Raw genomic sequence first — 19,165 nt, forward strand, 5'->3', positions numbered from 1 at the left:
TTTTTATTTCAATAAACTAAAAGAGTTCTACTAATACTTTCTTTTTAATAATTTATAAGGTTATTTAATATAAACTTATTTAAAATTATTAAAGGACTCTTCATGCAAAACAATCCAATAATTGCAGATAATAAACCAATAAATGTAACACTTAAAAAAGAAGATGAATATTATTACTGCAGCTGTGGTAAATCCAACAAACAACCTTTTTGTGATGGTTCTCATAGTGGTAGTAGCTTTAAACCCTTAGTTTTTAAAGCAAAAGAAAATAAAAGTACACTTCTTTGCGCCTGTAAACAGAGCAATAATGCTCCTTATTGTGACGGTTCGCATAGTTCTTTAAGTAAAGACTTAATTGGAAAAGAAGGGCCAGAAAAGAAAAAAGATACGAATGCAATTCCCCTTGGCGTTAATACCCTTGAAGAACCTACCCTTGCTTTTATTCATCGCTTAGCAAAAGAAGGCCTAAGTGAGCTTGGACATCATGGAGAGATGACATCTATGGGAGTTCCCAGACATCTTTTACCTCATTGGGATGAAATACAAATCATGGCAGCACAAATGCATACTAAACCCTTGTTTGAAGATGTCAAAGTTGCAAGTAAACTTATTATTGGGCCCCAATGTAAAAAACCTCTTGAACTTGATATGCCCTTATTTGTTTCAGATATGAGTTTTGGTGCTCTAAGTGAAGAAGCAAAAGTTTCTTTAGCAAAAGGGGCAAACTTAGCTGGTACGGGTATTTGTTCAGGAGAAGGCGGTATGTTAAGTGAAGAACAAGAAAACAATACGCGTTATTTTTATGAACTAGCAAGTGCGGCTTTTGGATATAAAGAAGAATTATTAAAAAAAGTGCAAGCTTTTCATTTTAAAGGTGGACAAGGTGCGAAAACAGGAACAGGAGGACATCTTCCAGGATCTAAAAATAAAGGTAAGATTTCTTTGGTTCGTGGTTTAGAAGAAGGAGTAGATGCTATTTCTCCACCTACTTTCAAAGATTTGAATACTCCTGCTGATTTTAAAAAGTTTGCGAATAGAGTTCGTGAAATAACAGGAGGAATCCCTATTGGGTTTAAACTTTCTGCAAATCACATAGAAAAAGATATCCAATTTGCCTTAGATGCCAGTGCGGATTATATTATTTTAGATGGAAGAGGTGGAGGAACAGGAGCTGCGCCTTTAATGTTTAGAGATCATATTTCAGTACCAACTATTCCTGCACTAGCACGTGCTCGTGCTTATTTAGATAAACAAAAAGCAAGTGGAAGGGTTACTTTAATAATTACAGGAGGATTAAGAGTTCCTATTGATTTTGTAAAAGCACTGGCTTTAGGTGCAGATGGTATTGCACTTTCAAATAGTGCTATGCAAGCGATTGGCTGTATTGGGGCACGTATGTGTAATTCAAATAATTGTCTAGTTGGCGTAGCTACACAAAAAGAAGACTTAAGAAGAAAACTCAATATAAACAAAGCCTCAAAACAACTTCAAAACTTTTTTGAAGCTTCCAATGAACTTATGAAAGTAATGGCAAGAGCCTGTGGACATAATCACTTGAATCAATTTAATAAAAATGATTTAGCGACTTGGCATAAAAGTATGGCAGAATTATCAGGCATAAAATATTCAGGTTTAGGCAATTTTTAAAAAAACTACTAAAAGTAGTTTTTTTATTTCAAAGGCTTAAATCTTTTTTCCATCAAAGTTTTTAGCTAAAGATTCTTCAACAATTTGTCCTGCTAAGTTATCTGTAATATTTGCTATTTGTTCTGCTTTAGAAGCAATATTTGCATTTTCTTGAGTCATTGTATCTAAAGAAGCTACCGCATCATTGATTTGATTAATACCAATAACTTGTTCATTAAAATTAAGTAAAACACCTTCAATTAGTGCGGTAGTTTTATTCACATTCTCATTAAGTTCTTCATAGCCTTTAATCATATCTTGTGAAATATCTTTTCCTTCTTCTGCTTTAGAAGTAGCATTTTCAACAAGTGCTTTGATTTCTTTTGCCGCATCAGCTGAGCGTGAGGCAAGATTACGTACTTCTTGAGCTACAACTGCAAAACCTTTTCCAGCTTCCCCAGCAGTTGCAGCTTCAACAGCTGCATTTAAAGATAAGATATTTGTCTGAAATGCTATTTGATCTATTACTATAATTGCTTGGGCAATGGCTTGTGTTTGAGAGTTAATAGAATCCATTGCTGTTGCTGTTTTAGATGCAAGTTCTTGCCCTGATACAATTGAGCCCTGAAGAGTTTTAGCATTATTTGACATATTGTTCATACTTGTTTTATTGGTATTCATAGTAGCACTTAACTCTTCAATACTAGCAGCTGTTTCTTCCAACGATGCAGCTTGTGTAGTAGAAGAAGAACTTAATTTTTTTGTAAGACTTGATAATTCAAGTGAATTATTTTTTAAAGAATATCCATTGTTTAAATTTTGCAATAACATAGAGGAAGAAACAACACCCAGAGTATTTATATCTTCATAAAGTTTTTTAATTTGGGCTTCCGTATTATTTATAAGTACACGTTTTGTATAATCACTAGAAGAATAAGATGAAAGTACATTCTGAACATTGAATATATTATCTTGAATACTTTGTAACATAGAATTAACTACATCTTTAAGTTCATTTAATAATGGATTATTGGATTGATTTTCAATTTGAGAGTCTAGATATCCTAGTTTTACTTTATTTGCTACATCTACTGTATTTTTAATAAGTTTTTGGTCAATTAGAATATTTTCTTTTATTTGTTGAATATTATTATTAATTAAAGAAGACATTACTCCCAATTCATCGTTTGATGAAATTTTGATTAAAGTAGTATTCTCGATTTTATTATTTAAAAAATCAAAAAACTCTTCAAGTCCATCTTGCAAATTATGTAAAGGCGTAATAACTAGTTTTTTGATAATCAAATATATAAATAAGATTATTAAAACAATCAAAATAAAACTTAAAAAACCTAATATATAAGCAAATTCAGTACTTTCTTGTAAAAAGTCTTTTTGTACAGCACCTAATACTATTTTCCAGTTTCGTTCATCATAATTTTCATGAAAGGCAGTTTTTTCTACCTTGTTTCTCCATAAATAACTCTCATATCCCATACTAGTCTTATACATATTTTTTACAAAATATTTTCCATTTTCATCTTTTGTATTGTATAAATCACTACCTTCTAAACTGGGATGTAATAGAACCTTGGCTTTATTTTGTACTTTAGTATCAAGGATATAAAGATAACCATTTTGCCCTACTTTAATATTTTTTAGACGTTTTTTTAAATTTGTAAAACTACTTGTATAATTGTACCTTACAGATAAAATACCAATCACTTTCTTGTTTTTGATGATAGGATTATACACCGCCATATAATCATTTTCAAGCCAATGTTCAAGGGAATAAGCTTTTTTTGCGTTTAAAATTGTTTTATAAACCTTTGAGTTTTTTTCAAGTTTTTGTCCTTGAATTCTTTTTTTATTTGCATCATATATTGATGTTGAAATAATCACAAAATCATCACCTTGTCTGGCATAAATCGATGCTGTTGCACCTGGAATACTCGTATAATTATCTACAAAATGAAATTTATTATTTAATGCCATTCCGTCACTAGCCATTAAAGGTGTTTTGACTCCATTTACTTTTATTATTCGTTTAGGATTAATTAAAATTTCTTCAAACTGTTCGCCAAATGAAATATACAAAGAATTTGCCGTGTCTTTTAATAATTCATCATAACTTACAATACTTTGTTCAATTTCATGTAAACGTGTTTTTAATTGCGTTTGCACCTTATTGGTAATTAAGCTTTTTGTATAAATAACGGAAAATATATTAAATGCCAAAAGACAAAAAGAGAGAACAAGACCCATAATAATAGTGGTTTTAAGACTAAGCGTTAAATTTTTAAAAATCATAAACATCCTTATAGTTAATTAAATAACTTAACAAAATAAAATGTAAGGATAATGTAAATATATTAATGTAAATAAAAACCTTGATTCAAGTTAATGATTCTCACTATTATTAATAGTAGTATTACATAAAATTAAAAAGGAAATGTATGAAAAAAATATTATTATGCTTATGTTTATTAAGTAGTTTATTTGCAAGCCAAAGAGTTGAAAAAATTGTACTTTCAGGACCTTTTGCTTCTGTATCTCACCCTTTTTTTAGGATGATTCAAACAGGCGCTTTAAATGATATTGCTAAAAAAGTTGAATTCAGACTGTGGAAAACTCCCGATGAACTAAGAGCCTTAGTTATTAATGGTAATGTTGATTTTATGGCGCTACCTACTAATGTTGCTGCTAATTTATACAATAAAGAACAAAAAATTGCCTTATTAAATGTTTCAATTTGGGGAATATTAGGCATGATTTCAAGAGATAAAAGCATAAAAACTCTGGCAGATTTTAAAGGAAAAAAAATTGCCATTCCTTTTAGAGCGGACATGCCAGATATTGTTTTTAAAGAACTCTTAAAAGCCCAAGGTTTAGATCACAAAAAAGATTTTGATTTACAATATGTAAGCTCTCCTATTGATGCAATTCAGATGTTAATCTTAAGAAGAATTGATCATGCTTTATTAATTGAACCTGCTATTTCTATGGCAATTGAAAAATCAAAAACATTTCCAATGAAAGTAATAGCTCCTACGTTATACAGATCTGTTGATTTACAAGAAGAATGGGGAAAAGTATTTCATACACAAGCAAAACTACCACAAGCAGGTATTGCAGTTCTTGAAAAAAGCATAGAAAAAAAACATATAATCAAACGTTTTCAAGAAGAATATAAAAAAGCCATACTTTGGTATAAAAACAATGCCAAAGAAGCAGGCGTTTTATCTGCTTCATATTTAAAAATGCTGGATGCCAATGCTATTACCTCATCTATTCCTAATATGAAAATAGACTTTGTAAATGCTCAAGATTCAAAACAAGACTTAATTGATTTTTTTAATATCCTTAAAAAAAGCAATGATAAAACCATTGGAGGAAAACTTCCAAATGATGCATTTTATTATCAAGAATAAAGTATGAATTTTTTAATTAAATTAATAAAGGACTTTCCAGCATATCTGTTTTCTGGTTTAAGTTCTTTGGCTTCAATACTCTTATTTGTGGCTTTATGGGATTTTGGGAACCAAATGTATGGAAGTTTGGCATTGCCTAGTCCTAAAGAAACATTTTATACCTTGTATCTTATGTTAGGTAATGATAGTGTTTGGATTGATATTATCATTACACTTAAAAGAGCGCTGTGGGGATTTTTAATTTCTGCTGTACTAGGCTCTTTTTTAGGCTTAATCTCTGGTTTATTTTTAACCGCTTCAATGATGAGTAGACCAATTGTAACTGTCTTAGTAGGAATGCCTCCTATTGCTTGGATTGTATTAGCAATGATTTGGTTTGGAATGGGAGATTACACAGTAATTTTTACCGTTGTTGTTGCCTCTTTCCCTATTATTTTTGTAGGTGCATTACAAGGTACGAGAACACTAGAAGGTGATTTAAAACAAATGGCAGATTCTTTTAATTTAAGTTTTTCTCAAAAACTTTTTGACTTGTATTTCCCTCATATCTTTTCTTATATTTTTCCTGCATGGGTAAGTGCTTTAGGAATGTCATGGAAAATAGTTGTTATGGCAGAACTCTTATCCAGTAATGATGGTATTGGAGCAGCACTTGGCATTGCAAGATCACAATTAGATACACCAAGTGCACTAGCTTTGGTTTTAATTATGATTATTTCTTTATTATTTATTGAATATGTTCTTTTAGAACCTTTAAAAAGAGAGGTGGAGTTATGGAGAAAATAGAAGAATTAATAGTATCTAAGGTCAGTCATTCTTTTGCTTTTAATGATATTTTAAAAGACATTTCTTTCACCCTTAAAAAAGCACAAGTACTTTCAATTGTAGGACCAAGTGGAGGTGGGAAAACAACACTCTTACATTTATGTGCAAAATTATTAGAACTGGAACAAGGCAGTATTAAAAACACGTTTACTTCCTGTGCCTGTGCTTTTCAAGAAGCACGTTTATTGCCTTGGAAAAATGTTATTGAGAATATTGCTTTGGGTTTAAAAGCAAAGGGCATTAAAAAAGAGCAAAGAGAAAATGAAGCAAGAAAAATGGCACTTCGTTTTGGTTTAGAAAAAAAAGACTTTGATAAGTTTCCCAAAGATTTAAGTGGAGGAATGGCACAAAGAGTTTCTTTTGCCAGAGCTTTTATAATTAAACCTTCTTTACTGTTCTTAGATGAGCCTTTTTCTGCTTTAGATATCGGCTTAAAAAAAGAACTGCAAAACTTATTATTAAAGGAAATAAAAGAAAAACAACTTTCTGTTTTATTTATTACTCATGATTTAATGGAAGCGGTTAAATTAAGTGATGAAATATTACTTTTAGACTCTAAACCTGTAGGTCATATTGTTAATAACTATAAACTTCTTTTAGAAAAAGAAAAAAGAGACAATATTTATGTTTATGAAAAAACAGCAGAACTTTTGAATGATAAACATATCATACAAGCCTTCGATTTGGAGAATAAATGAAAAAAGATACGAATATAAAAAAAGACTTTTTAACAAGCCATTACAGTTCTTATCCAAAAGGAGAATACCCTGTTGTGCTGTCTTATGCCTTTAGACTTATGTTTTTACTTTTAGCCCCTTATATTGTTCTTAGTATAACTCTTTGGTCTTTTGCATTTGCAGGTTTGATTGAACTTAATTTTATTAATGATATTTTATCTTGGCATATGTATGAAATGATTTATGGTTTAGGTATTGCTGGTATTATTGCTTTTTTTCTAACAGGTTTACCAGAGATGTTTAAAGAGCAAATTCCCCTAGTTGGAAAACCATTATTGTATATTACACTTTATTGGTTAGTAGGACGTTTTTCTTTTTGGTTTATGGATTATTTAGGTGTATATTTTGTAGCATTTCTTAATATTTCTTTGTTTGTATATATTACCAGTCTTGTAGCTATTCCTGTATTTAAAGATAAAAAAAGAAGACATTTTTCTTTGGCGTATATTTTATTACTTTTAATTTGCATACAAGTACTTTTCTTTTTAAGTATTGCTTCTTATATAAACATAAGTACTATGGATATTCTAAAACTGGCATTGGGAGCTTTTATGCTTTTAATTCTACTTGCTATTAAGCGTGTGAATATGGAGTCTATTAATGAGCTCTTACATAAAGAAAATATTGATGAAACCTTTTATTCACGAAGTCCTCGTTATAATTTAAGTATTTTTTGTATTCTTTTATATACAGGAATTGAATTTTTATATCCTAATAATTCAATTTTAGCTTGGTTAGCACTTGCTTCTTCTGCGAGTATTCTAGGGATATTAAATGATTTTATTTTAAAAGAAAATACAATTGTATTTAAAAGTTTTGTTATATATCTTATGAGTATTTTGATTTTCATGGCTTTGGGTTATGGTTTTATGGCTTATGATTATTTAAATGACAGTATTAATGCTTTAAATCATTTTAGACATTTTTTAGCTACAGGTGTTTTTGGTTTGGTATTTTATATTGTGATGATTATTATTTCTACCATTCACACAGGAAGAAATATTTTTACAAATTTTTATACTAATTTAGGTTTAGTATTTATTATACTAGCTACTTTGATTAGAGTATTTATTCCTTATTACGAAGAATACACCATGCAGGCATATATAATATCATCTGTATTGTGGGCCAGTGCTTTTATAATTTATATGAAAATATTTTTTCCTTTTTTACTGCAAAAAAGAGTTGATGGTTTAAAGGGCTGACTTAAGCAATACTAATAAATAAACAGATAAAATTTCATAATTACTTTAGGAAGATTTATGATTATTACTTTACTTACGTTTTATATTTTTATTATTATGAGTGCTGTCGCAAAAATACATATGTATTGGATGCAAGGCGGTTTGTGGCCTGGAGAGAACAAACAAGATTTAATTAATAAAGTCATAGGGCAAGGCAATATTTTTCCTTCTGCACTTTCTTGTTTGGGAGTCATTATTGTTTTTGTAATAATGGCACTTTTCCCTCTTGGGATTTATTATAAATTTGAGCTTGGTTTTATTAATACCTATGCTTCTTATATTATGTATTTTTTCTCAGGTATTTTTTTTCTTAGAGCTTCGTTGATGTTTATTCCTCGAATTGAAAAAAGAGCACATAAGATATTTATTCAATACAATAAACGTTATTATGCGCCTTTATGTTTCTCTCTTTCTTTTGCGTATTTAATTCTTGCAGGAACAGTATAAAAGTATTATTTTATTTCTTTGCAAGAAGGCATTAAATCTGTGTCTTCTTCAAAAGTAGGGCGTTTCGCATTTTTGGCTAACAATAATAAAACAGCTACCAAACAAGATAAGAAAGACATAGTGATCCATAATACAAAACCTCCATATACTTGCAGTAAAAAACCACCTATAAGAGGTGCTAATACTATTCCCATTAAAGCAAGTTCAGCAACCCCATAATAAGACCCTTTTAAATGTTTAGGCGCCATATTATCAATAATAATACTAACTGTAGGAAATAAAATACACTCCCCCATACTTAAAATCAAGACGGCAAACATAATACCTTGAGCATTTTTGGCTTCTACATTAGCAAAAACAATAAAAGCAATAATAAATAAAAACACTCCAATAAAAGCTCTGTTAAAAACAGCCACATTTTGTAATATTCTCAAGATTGGAAACTGGAAAATAATAATAGTCATTCCATTTGCAAAAATTAAAGAAGCATATAAAGCGGTTAAATCTTCAAATTCATACATTCGTAAATACTGTAATAATCCCGCATCAATTTGTATAAAAGCGACCATAATAAGGGCTTGAGCCAATATAAATAATAAAAAAGCATGATCTTGTTTTACAATAGAAAATAAAAGTTTAAAATTAGTATTGACTTTTTTTTCTTTTTTTCTTGCTCTCATACTTTTTTTAAAAAGTACTAAAGCCGTTAAAAAAGAGAAAAAACAAATTAATGCCACTAAAAAAAAGGTTTCTTTTGAAGCCGTTAAACCCAAAGTCAAACCAAACATAGGACCAAAAGCGGAACCCAGATTAATCGCATAATATCTAAGATGTAAAGACAATTCTTTTGCTTTTTGACTGCTTAAACTATCCGTCATCAACGCTTTACTTGGATTCTCAACCAGTGCACGTCCAATAGATTGAAGAGACGTTCCTATAAAAAAACCCTCAAGAGTATTAGAAAAAGCCATTAGAATCATAGCAAAAACTGAAATAACAAGACCCGCCAGTATGACTTTTTCTCTGCCAATTCGATCTGATAAATTGCCTGCAAAAAACCCCACAATAATACCAATAAATAAAGAAGCAGATAAAAAGAATCCTATTTCTAGTTCATTTAAAGTAAATTCATTATGCAGTAATAGGGCTAAAAAGGGCCAAACCATAAACATAGTAAAACGATTAAAAAAGGTTTGTATAATAATATACCAGACCTTAGGCTCAAATGATTTTGTTTCTTGTAACATAAAGTCTCCTTTTAAAATACCTAAATTATGTAAATATGAGTTTGTTCTTTGGAATATTTTTAGCAGTTATAAATTTATGGAATAAACTTGTGATAGATAAAATAAGTTGTTTTAGTATAACTGATTTTGCAGCGAATATCGTCTTTTTTGAAAAAGAAAAAAGCCTAGGCTTTTTTCTTTTTATGGTGTATTTATTTCTTTATTTTTACACTTTGTTTTGCATTTATCTAACATAGATAAAATAGCAGGAAGCATTAATAAATCAGCTACTACTGCAATGATTAAAGCAGATGCAGTTACAACTCCAAACATATAATTAGGTAAAAAATCAGAAAAGACAAACACTGAAAAAGATATACTTAAAATAAGTGTTGTAAAAATAATAGCATTTCCTGCATATTGCATTACATAAGTAAGACTGTCTTGCATGTTTTTGCCTTGTTTTCTTGCTTCAAAGTATTTTACAAAAAAGTGAATACTATCATCAACAGCAACACCTATAATAATGGCGCCTGCAATAGCAACACCTATATCTATATAAATACTTAACCATCCCATCATACCAATTACTAAAATAATAGGGAGAACATTGGGTAAAACAAATAAAACGATATATCTAATGCGTCTAAAAATAAGCAACATCATTAAAGTAACTGCTACAATAGCAATTGAAATAGAAGAAATAAGCGTAGCCGTAACATCATGTTGCATATGTGCAAACATTACCGTTTGTCCATTAACTTCTGCGCTATAGGGTGTATCTTTCCACCAATCTTGTGCCCAAGCTATCATTTCTAAATCTTTAGTTGTATCTACTACATTAATAGCAGCTGTAATTCGTAATTGTCTCTCTTCAATATCCATTTGGTCATTGATTTCCATTCCTTGAGGAAGAGATAAAGAATACAATAATAAATATTGTGCAATCAAACCTTGATTATCAGGTACGCTTTTAGAATTATTCATAACCTCATTAAACTTTTTAACTACTTGTAATAAAGAAGTAATATGTCTAACCTCAGCTGGAAAAGCTGCATAAAAGTCTTCATAAAAACGCTCGGTCGTTTTCAAAAACTTAGGATCTTTAATTCCATCTTTAATTTTTGTATCAACAATAATTTCATAAGTCATAGGACCAGAAATATTATCTTGAATAAAATTAACGGCTTTTCTCCAAGGAACATCTTCTTTAAAATAACGTACAGTATTTGAATCTACTTGAACTTTTGAAATACCATAACCCAAACCAAGGAATAAAAGTAAGGTTGCAAGGAATATTTTTTTATCATTTGTTACAATATACTTACCATACCACTTTGCAAATCTAGTACTTTTATTTTGAGCTTCATCTACTTTTTTTATTTTGGGTTTAATGATTGCTAAAATTGCGGGAATAAATAACATAGTTAAAACAAAAGCTAATAATGCAGCATTTGCGGTTGCAATTCCCAGTGTTTTAATAGGAATTACATTTGAAATAGCCAAAGATGCAAAACCTACAGCTGTTGTTAATGAGGTAAACAAAATAGGCAAAAAGTTTTTTTGCATTGTATAATGAATGGCTTCATCATTATTCTGTCCTTGTTTTCTAGCCACCGTATAAATCCAAAAAATATGCATAGCATCTGCTATTCCAATAGCAGTAATAAATACAGGCATATTTACTGTAAAGTTATTTAGTTTATATCCAAGCATTACTTGAACCGATAATACAATTAAAAAAGTAAAAATAACAATAGATATGCTAATAAACATTGTTGAGAATTTTTTAAAAATAATCAATAATAAAATCATTGTTAAAACAAGAACCAAAGGCGTAAATAAAGCACCATCAGCTTGTGCAATTTCAATAAAAGAAGAATTTACAATAGGTCCTCCATTTAATTGAAAATCAATACCATATTTTTTAATTTCTGGCTCTAAAATAGCTTCGGTTAGGGCTTTTAATCTTAATGATACCTCAGGTCCCTCCCCTGCATTAGGAGCCAGTCTTGCTACTATTGTTGTAGTTTTAGCATCTTTACTAATTAAACGCCCTACTATTGCATCTTCTTTTAAAATAATATTCTTTTTATTTTCTAAATCTTGTTTACTTAAAGAATCTATTTCATCAATAAAATCTTCTACAATTACATCATCGGGATCTTCTGTACTTGTATGTACATATTGATAATTTGTAATAGAATCTACTCTAGCAATGTATTCCGTTTGCCAGAATTTTTGTGTGATTCTAGAAACTACCCCTAAACTTTCTTTATTAAAGACCCCATCTTCATTTTTAAATGTTACTGTAATTGCTTGATCATTTCCAAACACAGATCTAAAATTATCATAATCTTTTAATATTTTGGAGTCTTTTGCAAACCAGATTCTATAAGAACCTTCAAAAGCCAAGTCTTTAAGTTGCATTGCCATAATTAAAGCAATGGTAGGTATAAGTATTACAATTAACCATCTAAATTTTATAACTAAATTTATAAACTTTTGCATTCTTTTCCTTTTTTAATAATAATATGCAATGTTTAGGCCAATTTTTTTAGAACGACCTTGTTGTGCATATATTGTATTGTGTGTTTTTGAAGGCTCAGTATAGGATAGGTCTAATTTAACTTTAAACGCATCATATAGCCTTGTTTCAAATTCTACGTAATAATTCTCTTCTTTATAATCGGTATCAATAATAACCCCACCTACAGCGGTAGAGTCACCATAATCATTAAGGCTGTATCTAAGTCCTAAGAACAAATCATTCTGAAATATCTCTCCCCTACTTAAATCACTGGAAATTCGTTCATCTTTACTTTTATAATAATAATACTCACCTAATATTGCAAGTTCACTGCCAGCTTCAAACTGCTCCAGCGTATACTCTAAACCAAAAGCACTGTGGTAATAATCAGCTACATTTTTATCATCAAGAACATCTGTATACAAGAATTCTAATTTTATTAAAGCAGATCCAAGTACTAAAGTATTATAGGTTGAAAACTTATTAACTAAATAAGCATGTTCACTGTATTCATTTGCAATTTTTCTTAAATAGCGTTGTGAGTCATATCCATTTTGTACTATAAAAGCATAATCTAAAGCGATATCATCACTTAAACTACCTGTGTATGTTACATAAACACTTGGTCGGTACAAAGATTTTTCACTTTCTAATTTGTTTTTTAAACGTTCATTCTCACCTAAGATACTATAGGTATAAGAGGCATTTGCCATTTTTGATTTCTGTTCATATAATTTAACAATAAGTGAGAGTTCGCTTTCCTCAAAATAGTGTGAATACTGAATATTGTAGGCCCCTATTTTGTCTGTTTTACTGGGATCTGTTCTTTTATCTTGAATATTAAAACCATCAACAATATTTTTTACTTCCAATGCACCCCAAAACAAAATACTTTTTCCAAAGAGTATTTTAGAGTCTTCAAATTCATAGGAAGTATATAACTCATTTATACGAAGATAAGAACGATCATTGTTTGTTTTAGAATTATAATCGCTGCTGTCTTCTTGCGCATAAAGTTCTAAAACGGAAATAAAATTATTACGCTCATAGCTAAGTTTTAATTTTTGCTCTAAAGTAAAATTAGAGCTGTGTTTATTACTGCTTTTATTATAGGCTTGCATATCTGCACCTAAATACCCTTCATAAGACAGTTCTGCGAATAAATAGGTTCCAAGAAATAAAAATAAAATTACTTTTTTCATAAATTTCCTTGTTCAATATTTACTAGTATTTTTTGTGTATTTCTATTTTTTGTATCCATGGAACCATAAAGTTTAAAAACTTCAAGTTTCATACCTGTTAAATTAATTATTTGTTGTTTAAACATATTTTTTAAACGCCTATTTGCACCTGTCAAAAAATAATACAAATAAGGCGCTCCTGATGTTGCTAATATTTTAACTTTTTTATTTTTTAATAAACCAATAGGTCTTGAATTGACATATTTAAATGCAAAACCAGAAGAAAAATTCCAATCAATAAAATTCTTTAAAATAGCAGGCATTGATCCCCACCAATAAGGAAATACAAATACTAACTCATCTGCTTTTGAAATCTTAGCTTGATAATAATCCATCTCTTTTGTTTGAAATTCTTCCCTTAGATAAAAATCTTGTTGATTTTTATCACGGTACAAATCAAGAACTTCGACCTTGTCCCCTTGCTCTAAAGACTTCTTTTTATAAGCATTTGCCATTGCAAACGAAAAACTCTCTTCTAAAGGATTTGCAATAATTATAAGTATGTTTTTTATTGTTTTCATTCTCTTACTTTTTTAAAACACGTTTATGAAAATCTTTATTTTGAAGGCCATTTTTTATTGTTTCATCTTGCCAAACTAAAATACTTTCTTTATTATTTTGAAAGTTTTTAACGTGGATTTTTCCTACTCTGTATACACCATTTATTTTTTTATATTCAGAAAAATAGGCACTTTTTAAAAGGGATTTTTTTCTATCATAATAATCTACTTGATAATTTAAAAAAGTATTTACATCAATATAGGATACTTGTTTGGTATATCCTGAGTATTTGTAATTAGGAATTCTCTGTACTTTATATACTTCTTTACCATTTAATATTACTTTTTCTGCTTCTTCTTTTTTAAAATCGTATTTGTCAATATTAAAAGAGCTCAAGTCTTCATAAGAAAATTCACTTCCCATAAAAGAACCTGATTTATTTTTAGATGAAATTCTTTTTACTCTTTTAAGTGCAGGTAAATACAACCACTGATCATCATCTTTTTTAGCATGTTCATAGTTTAAGAATTTTGTACCTTTTACATCAGCTGGACTTAAAAACTCTATTAAGGATTTGTCCCCTCCGTCTTTTTCTAAAGAAATTGATTTCATTTGTCTAATACGTGTTTGACCTTTTGCATTAAGAAGCGTCATAGTCATAATTGAGCTTGAATCTTCAAAACCACTCATTACTGCATCATTCTTTTGTGCCAATTCAAAATCTGTCATTGCAAAAATATTTGCAGCCAAAAAGAGTCCTGATATTATTAATTTTTTCATTATTTTCCTTTAATGTAAACAGTGATTACTTTTAATGTGTGCAATGTTAACATAAGATGTAAACAATGTCAACATAAAATGTAAACAATGTTCACATTTTTTGATTAAGTTCATAATTATGCTATAATACGGGCATGGCTAAATGTATAATCACAAAATTAATAGATAAATGTAAAAGTAAAACATACCATCATGGGAACTTGAAAGAAGAACTCTTACAAGAAGCATTAAAAATTATTCATGAAGAGGGTGTTGATGCTGTAACTTTACAGGCCCTTGGAAATAAACTAGGAACCTCAAGATCTGCGATTTACAGACATTTTTCCTCTAAGAGTGATTTAATGGACAATGTTATGATCTATGGTTTTGAAAGTTTTGATTCACGCATAACTCCTATTTTTGAACTAAAAGATAAGGATGTTGTAGAGCGATTATATTTAATGGGAAAAGAATATTTGACCTTTGGTATAAATAATCCCAATTTATTTAGAATGTTATTTGGTGAAAAATATAGGGACTTACGAGAAGACAATTGTGATATAAATGATGAAGAACAAGCAAAAGGTTATCATTCTTTGGTTAGTTTAATTGCAGAAGCCCAAGAAAAAGATATCTTTAAAAAAGATGAAGATGCTTTATTAATAACGCAAACAGTACATGCCATGATTCATGGTTTAACTATTCTTTATATAGATGGACATATTGATATTAAAGACAATATAGAAAAAGTATTTGAAGTTCATTATAAAATAATGACTCAAGGATTAATGAAATAAAACGAAGGATAGAAGTGGAAAATATTGCTGTTTATAATATATATTTAGGACAAGTAGAAACAATCAAAACTCCTAAAAAAGAATTTAAAAGTGCTTATAAGAAAAAAGCCATCACACAAGATGAATATCTTAGCAAAACTGGTTTTATAAATGATGTACAAAGTGATACGAAACATCATGGTGGAGTAAATAGAGCTTTATGTGTGTATCCCTATGCAACGTATGAATACTTTAAAAAAGAGCACGACTTGGATTTAAAAGACTGTTCTTTTGGTGAGAATATCACTATTTTAACTTATGATGACAGTGACATTTGTTTAGGGGATCAGTTCTCTTTTGAAGATGCTATTGTTGAAGTTACGCAACCAAGACAACCCTGTTCTCATATATCAAATGTTACAGGCATTAAAAACTTAACAGCATTAACTGTTAAAAATTTAAAAACTGGTTTTTATTTACGTGTATTAAAAGAAGGAACAATAAAAAAAGACTCTACTTTGCAATTAATTAAAAGAGTACATGAAAGTATTACAATTGAGTTTATAAATAAATGTTTTTTTGATGCCAAAAACAATCAAGAGAATATTAAAAAAGTTTTAGCATGTGTTGAGTTATCTATTAATTTTAGAGAAGAGTTAGAAAAAAGATTAAAATCCTAAAATGCTAAGCTCCTAAGGAAAAACCTTAGGATAAAAGAATTATTTCTTTTTTGCTTTTGCATTTGGAAGATCGGTAATACTTCCTTCATAAATCTCAGCAGCTAAACCAACTGATTCATGAAGCGTTGGATGAGCATGAATAGTAAGAGCAATATCTTCTGCATCACAATTCATTTCAAGTGCTAATGAGATTTCTCCCAATAACTCTCCTGCATTATCACCAACTAATGCACCACCTATTAAAGTATGATCTTCTTTATTAAAAATTAATTTAGTAAAACCATCACTTACATCAGCAGCTAATGCACGTCCAGATGCACTCCAAGGAAATGTAGATACTTCATAATCAATACCTTTTTCTTTTGCTTCTTTTTCAGTTAGTCCTACCCATGCCATTTCTGGAAAAGTATAAGCAATAGAAGGAATAGAAACTGGTTCAAAATAGTGTTTTTTACCAGCTATTACTTCAGCTGCCACATGTGCTTCATGTACTGCTTTATGAGCAAGCATGGGTTGACCAACAATATCCCCAATAGCATAGATATGTGGCACATTGGTTTTCATTTGTTTATCAACATCAATGAAACCCCATTTATTTACTTCAACTCCCGCTTTTTGGGCAGAAAGAAGTTTTCCATTAGGAGATCTTCCAATGGCAACTAAAACAGCGTCATAAACAATAACTTCTGAACCACTTGCACTTTCAAGTGTTACATGAATACCATCTTTTTGTGCTTCTACTTTAGCCACTTTTGTTTTTAACATAATGTTAAATCTGTTTTTATTGGCTTTGGTATAGGCTTTAACTACATCTTTATCAGCAGCAGGCACTAATTGATCTAACATTTCTACTACATCAATTGAAGAACCCAGTTTTTGATAAACTGTACCCATTTCTAAACCAATAATTCCTCCACCCATAACCAAAAGTTTAGAAGGAGGTGTGTCTAAATTTAGTGCAGATGTAGAATCCCAAATTCGAGGATCTTCATGAGGAATAAAAGGAAGCTGTATGGGTCTTGAACCTGCTGCTATAATTGCATTTTCAAAAGTAATAATTGTTTCATCATCACCTTTTACTAGTACAGAATTAGCAGATGTGAAATCAGCATAACCCTTGATTACTTTTACTTTTCTCATCTTAGCCATAGCTTCTACACCAGAACTAAGTTTATTAACAATACCATCTTTATAAGCAGCTATTTTTTTAATATCAATTTCCGGTTTTGCAAAACTAACACCATGAGCACCAATATGTTCTGCTTCTTCCATAACTTTAGCAACATGTAACAATGCTTTTGAAGGAATACATCCTACATTTAAACATACGCCACCAAGCGCTTTATATTTCTCAACCAAAACAACATCCAAACCTAAATCAGCCGCTCTAAAAGCAGCTGAATATCCACCAGGACCTGAACCAATTACTAAGACTTGAGTTTTAATTTCATTACTCATTTTTTACCTTCTACTACTGCATTTGCAATAATTGTTTTTATAATACTATTAAACGAATATCACTTAAGATATTAGAAACTGTTGTTGAAAATCTAGCACCTTCTGCTCCATCAATAACTCTGTGGTCATACGATAAAGACAATGGCAACATTAATTTAGGCTCAAATTCGCTTCCATTCCATACAGGAGATATTTTAGATTTAGATACACCTAAAATTGCAACCTCGGGAGCATTTATAATAGGAGTAAATGCAGTTCCACCAATTCCACCTAAAGAAGAAATTGTAAAACAAGCACCTTGCATATCTTGGATCTTTAATTTTCCATCTCTTGCTTTTACTGAAATTTCTACTAATTCTTTTGATAATTGTGAAATTGTTTTTGTATTAACATCTTTAATAACAGGAACTACTAAACCATTTGGAGTATCAACAGCAACGGCTATATTAATGTATTTTTTAAGAATAACACTGGCACCATCTTCACTTAATGATGAGTTAAAAATAGGATGTAATTCTAAGGCTTTTGCAACTGCTTTTAAAACAAATACTAAAGGAGAGATTTTATAATCTAATTTCTTTTTAGCAGCTATTGCATTTTGTTCTTTTCTGAAGTTTTCTAATTCTGTAATATCTGCTTCATCAAATTGTGTTACATGAGGCATACCTACATAATTTCTGTGTAAAGAAGGTCCAGAAATTTTCTGAATTTTTGTCAATTCTTTGATTTCTATTTCACCAAATTTAGTGAAATCTACTGTTTTCAGTGCGGGTAAATTAAATCCAAAACCAGAACCCTTTGATGAGGAAACAGAACTTCCATTTGCTATATTTGCTAAACTTTCTTTTACGTAAGCTCTAATATCAATAGTCATAATTCTGTTTTTAGGACCACTTGCTTTAACTTGTGATAAATCAACACCAAACTCACGTGCAACTCTTCGTACAGAGGGAGAAGCATGTGCTTTTCTGTTCGAGTTTTCATTAATAGCAGATGATGCGGCAACACTTACAGCTGGTGCAGTTGCTTTAACAACACTTACTTCTTTTGCAGCTTCCGTTTTTTTAGGCGTAGTAGCTGCTTTAATAACAATTGTTTTTTCAATTCTAGCAACCAACGTTCCTGTTTTAACTTTCGCACCTTCTTTTACTAAAAGTTCTTTTACTGTTCCAGAAAAAGGAGCAGGTACGTCCATTGTTGCTTTATCTGTTTCGAGTGTAAATAAACCATCTTCTTCTGAAATACTATCACCTACAGAAACTAGAACTTCAATAACATCTACTTCCCCATCTTCTCCAATATCAGGAACAAAAACATCAGAAATAACTGTTTCAATAGAATCTTCTGCTGGTGTTTCTTCTACAACTTCAACAGGAGTTTCTATTACTTTTATTTCTTCTACTTCAACTTTAGGCGCAGGAGCAGATACTTCAAGATCTGCTTTCCCTTCTCTTTTCATAGTACAAATTACGTTGCCATCTTTAATTTTATCCCCAACTTTTACTTTGAGTTCAACTAACGTTCCAGAAAAAGGAGCAGGAATATCCATAGATGCTTTTTCAGTTTCAACGGTAATAATAGCATCTTCTTCTTCTAAAGAATCTCCATTACTAACTGTGATTTCAATAATTTCTACTTCTTCACCACCAACATCTGGCAATAAAATTTCTTCTAATTCATTCAT

Annotated in this window: 16 protein-coding genes; 8 read left to right on the plus strand and 8 right to left on the minus strand. The window is 30.1% G+C overall.

The genetic code is table 11. The features are described from left to right. Positions 1 to 102 precede the first annotated feature (102 nt). Entirely contained in the window at positions 103 to 1,647 is a 1,545-nt protein-coding gene (locus HRT41_00735; GenBank protein ID NQY22533.1) for a CDGSH iron-sulfur domain-containing protein, read from the plus strand. A 36-nt stretch (positions 1,648 to 1,683) separates the two neighbouring features. Here HRT41_00735 and HRT41_00740 read toward each other — a convergent pair whose 3' ends face one another. Then, on the minus strand, positions 1,684 to 3,936 hold the full coding sequence (locus HRT41_00740) for a methyl-accepting chemotaxis protein (protein ID NQY22534.1): 2,253 nt from the start codon (positions 3,934 to 3,936) through the stop codon (positions 1,684 to 1,686). Positions 3,937 to 4,082: 146 nt separating this feature from the next. On the opposite strand from HRT41_00740, the gene HRT41_00745 reads away from it, so the two are divergent. The 5 genes from HRT41_00745 to HRT41_00765 are packed head-to-tail and all read left to right on the plus strand — an operon-like array spanning position 4,083 to position 8,310. Further along, entirely contained in the window at positions 4,083 to 5,057 is a 975-nt protein-coding gene (locus tag HRT41_00745) for an ABC transporter substrate-binding protein (GenBank protein ID NQY22535.1), read from the plus strand. Positions 5,058 to 5,060: 3 nt separating this feature from the next. After that, complete coding sequence (locus HRT41_00750; GenBank protein NQY22536.1) at positions 5,061 to 5,843, plus strand: ABC transporter permease subunit; 783 nt, start codon at positions 5,061 to 5,063, stop codon at positions 5,841 to 5,843. After that, positions 5,831 to 6,580 (plus strand): ATP-binding cassette domain-containing protein, encoded by a 750-nt coding sequence (locus HRT41_00755; protein NQY22537.1) that lies wholly within the window; start codon positions 5,831 to 5,833, stop codon positions 6,578 to 6,580. Before HRT41_00750 ends, HRT41_00755 begins: the two co-directional genes overlap by 13 nt. Next, positions 6,577 to 7,824: an NnrS family protein gene (locus tag HRT41_00760; GenBank protein NQY22538.1), complete on the plus strand. Its 1,248-nt coding sequence runs from the start codon at positions 6,577 to 6,579 to the stop codon at positions 7,822 to 7,824. The genes HRT41_00755 and HRT41_00760 overlap by 4 nt, the downstream gene beginning before the upstream one ends. A 57-nt stretch (positions 7,825 to 7,881) precedes the next feature. Next, entirely contained in the window at positions 7,882 to 8,310 is a 429-nt protein-coding gene (locus tag HRT41_00765; GenBank protein NQY22539.1) for a DUF3995 domain-containing protein, read from the plus strand. A 5-nt stretch (positions 8,311 to 8,315) separates the two neighbouring features. On the opposite strand, the gene HRT41_00770 is transcribed toward HRT41_00765, so the two are convergent. From HRT41_00770 to HRT41_00790, 5 genes are all read right to left on the minus strand, one after another. Then, the gene (locus HRT41_00770; protein NQY22540.1) at positions 8,316 to 9,557 is read right to left on the minus strand and encodes an MFS transporter; all 1,242 of its coding nucleotides are present in this window, start codon (positions 9,555 to 9,557) and stop codon (positions 8,316 to 8,318) included. A 180-nt stretch (positions 9,558 to 9,737) separates the two neighbouring features. Further along, positions 9,738 to 12,047: an MMPL family transporter gene (locus HRT41_00775; GenBank protein ID NQY22541.1), complete on the minus strand. Its 2,310-nt coding sequence runs from the start codon at positions 12,045 to 12,047 to the stop codon at positions 9,738 to 9,740. 12 nt (positions 12,048 to 12,059) lie between these two features. Then, positions 12,060 to 13,268, minus strand: coding sequence for a hypothetical protein (locus HRT41_00780; GenBank protein NQY22542.1), 1,209 nt, complete (start codon positions 13,266 to 13,268; stop codon positions 12,060 to 12,062). Next, positions 13,265 to 13,828 (minus strand): NAD(P)H-dependent oxidoreductase, encoded by a 564-nt coding sequence (locus HRT41_00785; protein ID NQY22543.1) that lies wholly within the window; start codon positions 13,826 to 13,828, stop codon positions 13,265 to 13,267. Before HRT41_00785 ends, HRT41_00780 begins: the two co-directional genes overlap by 4 nt. A 4-nt stretch (positions 13,829 to 13,832) precedes the next feature. Next, positions 13,833 to 14,588, minus strand: a complete 756-nt coding sequence (locus HRT41_00790) for an outer membrane lipoprotein-sorting protein (protein NQY22544.1) — start codon at positions 14,586 to 14,588, stop codon at positions 13,833 to 13,835. Positions 14,589 to 14,722: 134 nt separating this feature from the next. Here HRT41_00790 and HRT41_00795 point away from each other — a divergent pair, with 134 nt between their 5' ends. Then, positions 14,723 to 15,364 carry a TetR/AcrR family transcriptional regulator gene (locus tag HRT41_00795; protein NQY22545.1) on the plus strand — a complete coding sequence of 214 codons (642 nt, stop codon included), beginning with the start codon at positions 14,723 to 14,725 and terminating at the stop codon, positions 15,362 to 15,364. A 14-nt stretch (positions 15,365 to 15,378) separates the two neighbouring features. Further along, positions 15,379 to 16,023 (plus strand): MOSC domain-containing protein, encoded by a 645-nt coding sequence (locus HRT41_00800; protein NQY22546.1) that lies wholly within the window; start codon positions 15,379 to 15,381, stop codon positions 16,021 to 16,023. Positions 16,024 to 16,062: 39 nt separating this feature from the next. On the opposite strand, the gene lpdA is transcribed toward HRT41_00800, so the two are convergent. Then, complete coding sequence (lpdA, locus tag HRT41_00805) at positions 16,063 to 17,481, minus strand: dihydrolipoyl dehydrogenase (GenBank protein ID NQY22547.1); 1,419 nt, start codon at positions 17,479 to 17,481, stop codon at positions 16,063 to 16,065. 37 nt (positions 17,482 to 17,518) lie between these two features. Beyond that, the gene (gene aceF / locus HRT41_00810; protein ID NQY22548.1) at positions 17,519 to 19,165 is read right to left on the minus strand and encodes a dihydrolipoyllysine-residue acetyltransferase; all 1,647 of its coding nucleotides are present in this window, start codon (positions 19,163 to 19,165) and stop codon (positions 17,519 to 17,521) included.

Source organism: Campylobacteraceae bacterium (assembly GCA_013215945.1).
Classification (GTDB): domain Bacteria; phylum Campylobacterota; class Campylobacteria; order Campylobacterales; family Arcobacteraceae; genus NORP36.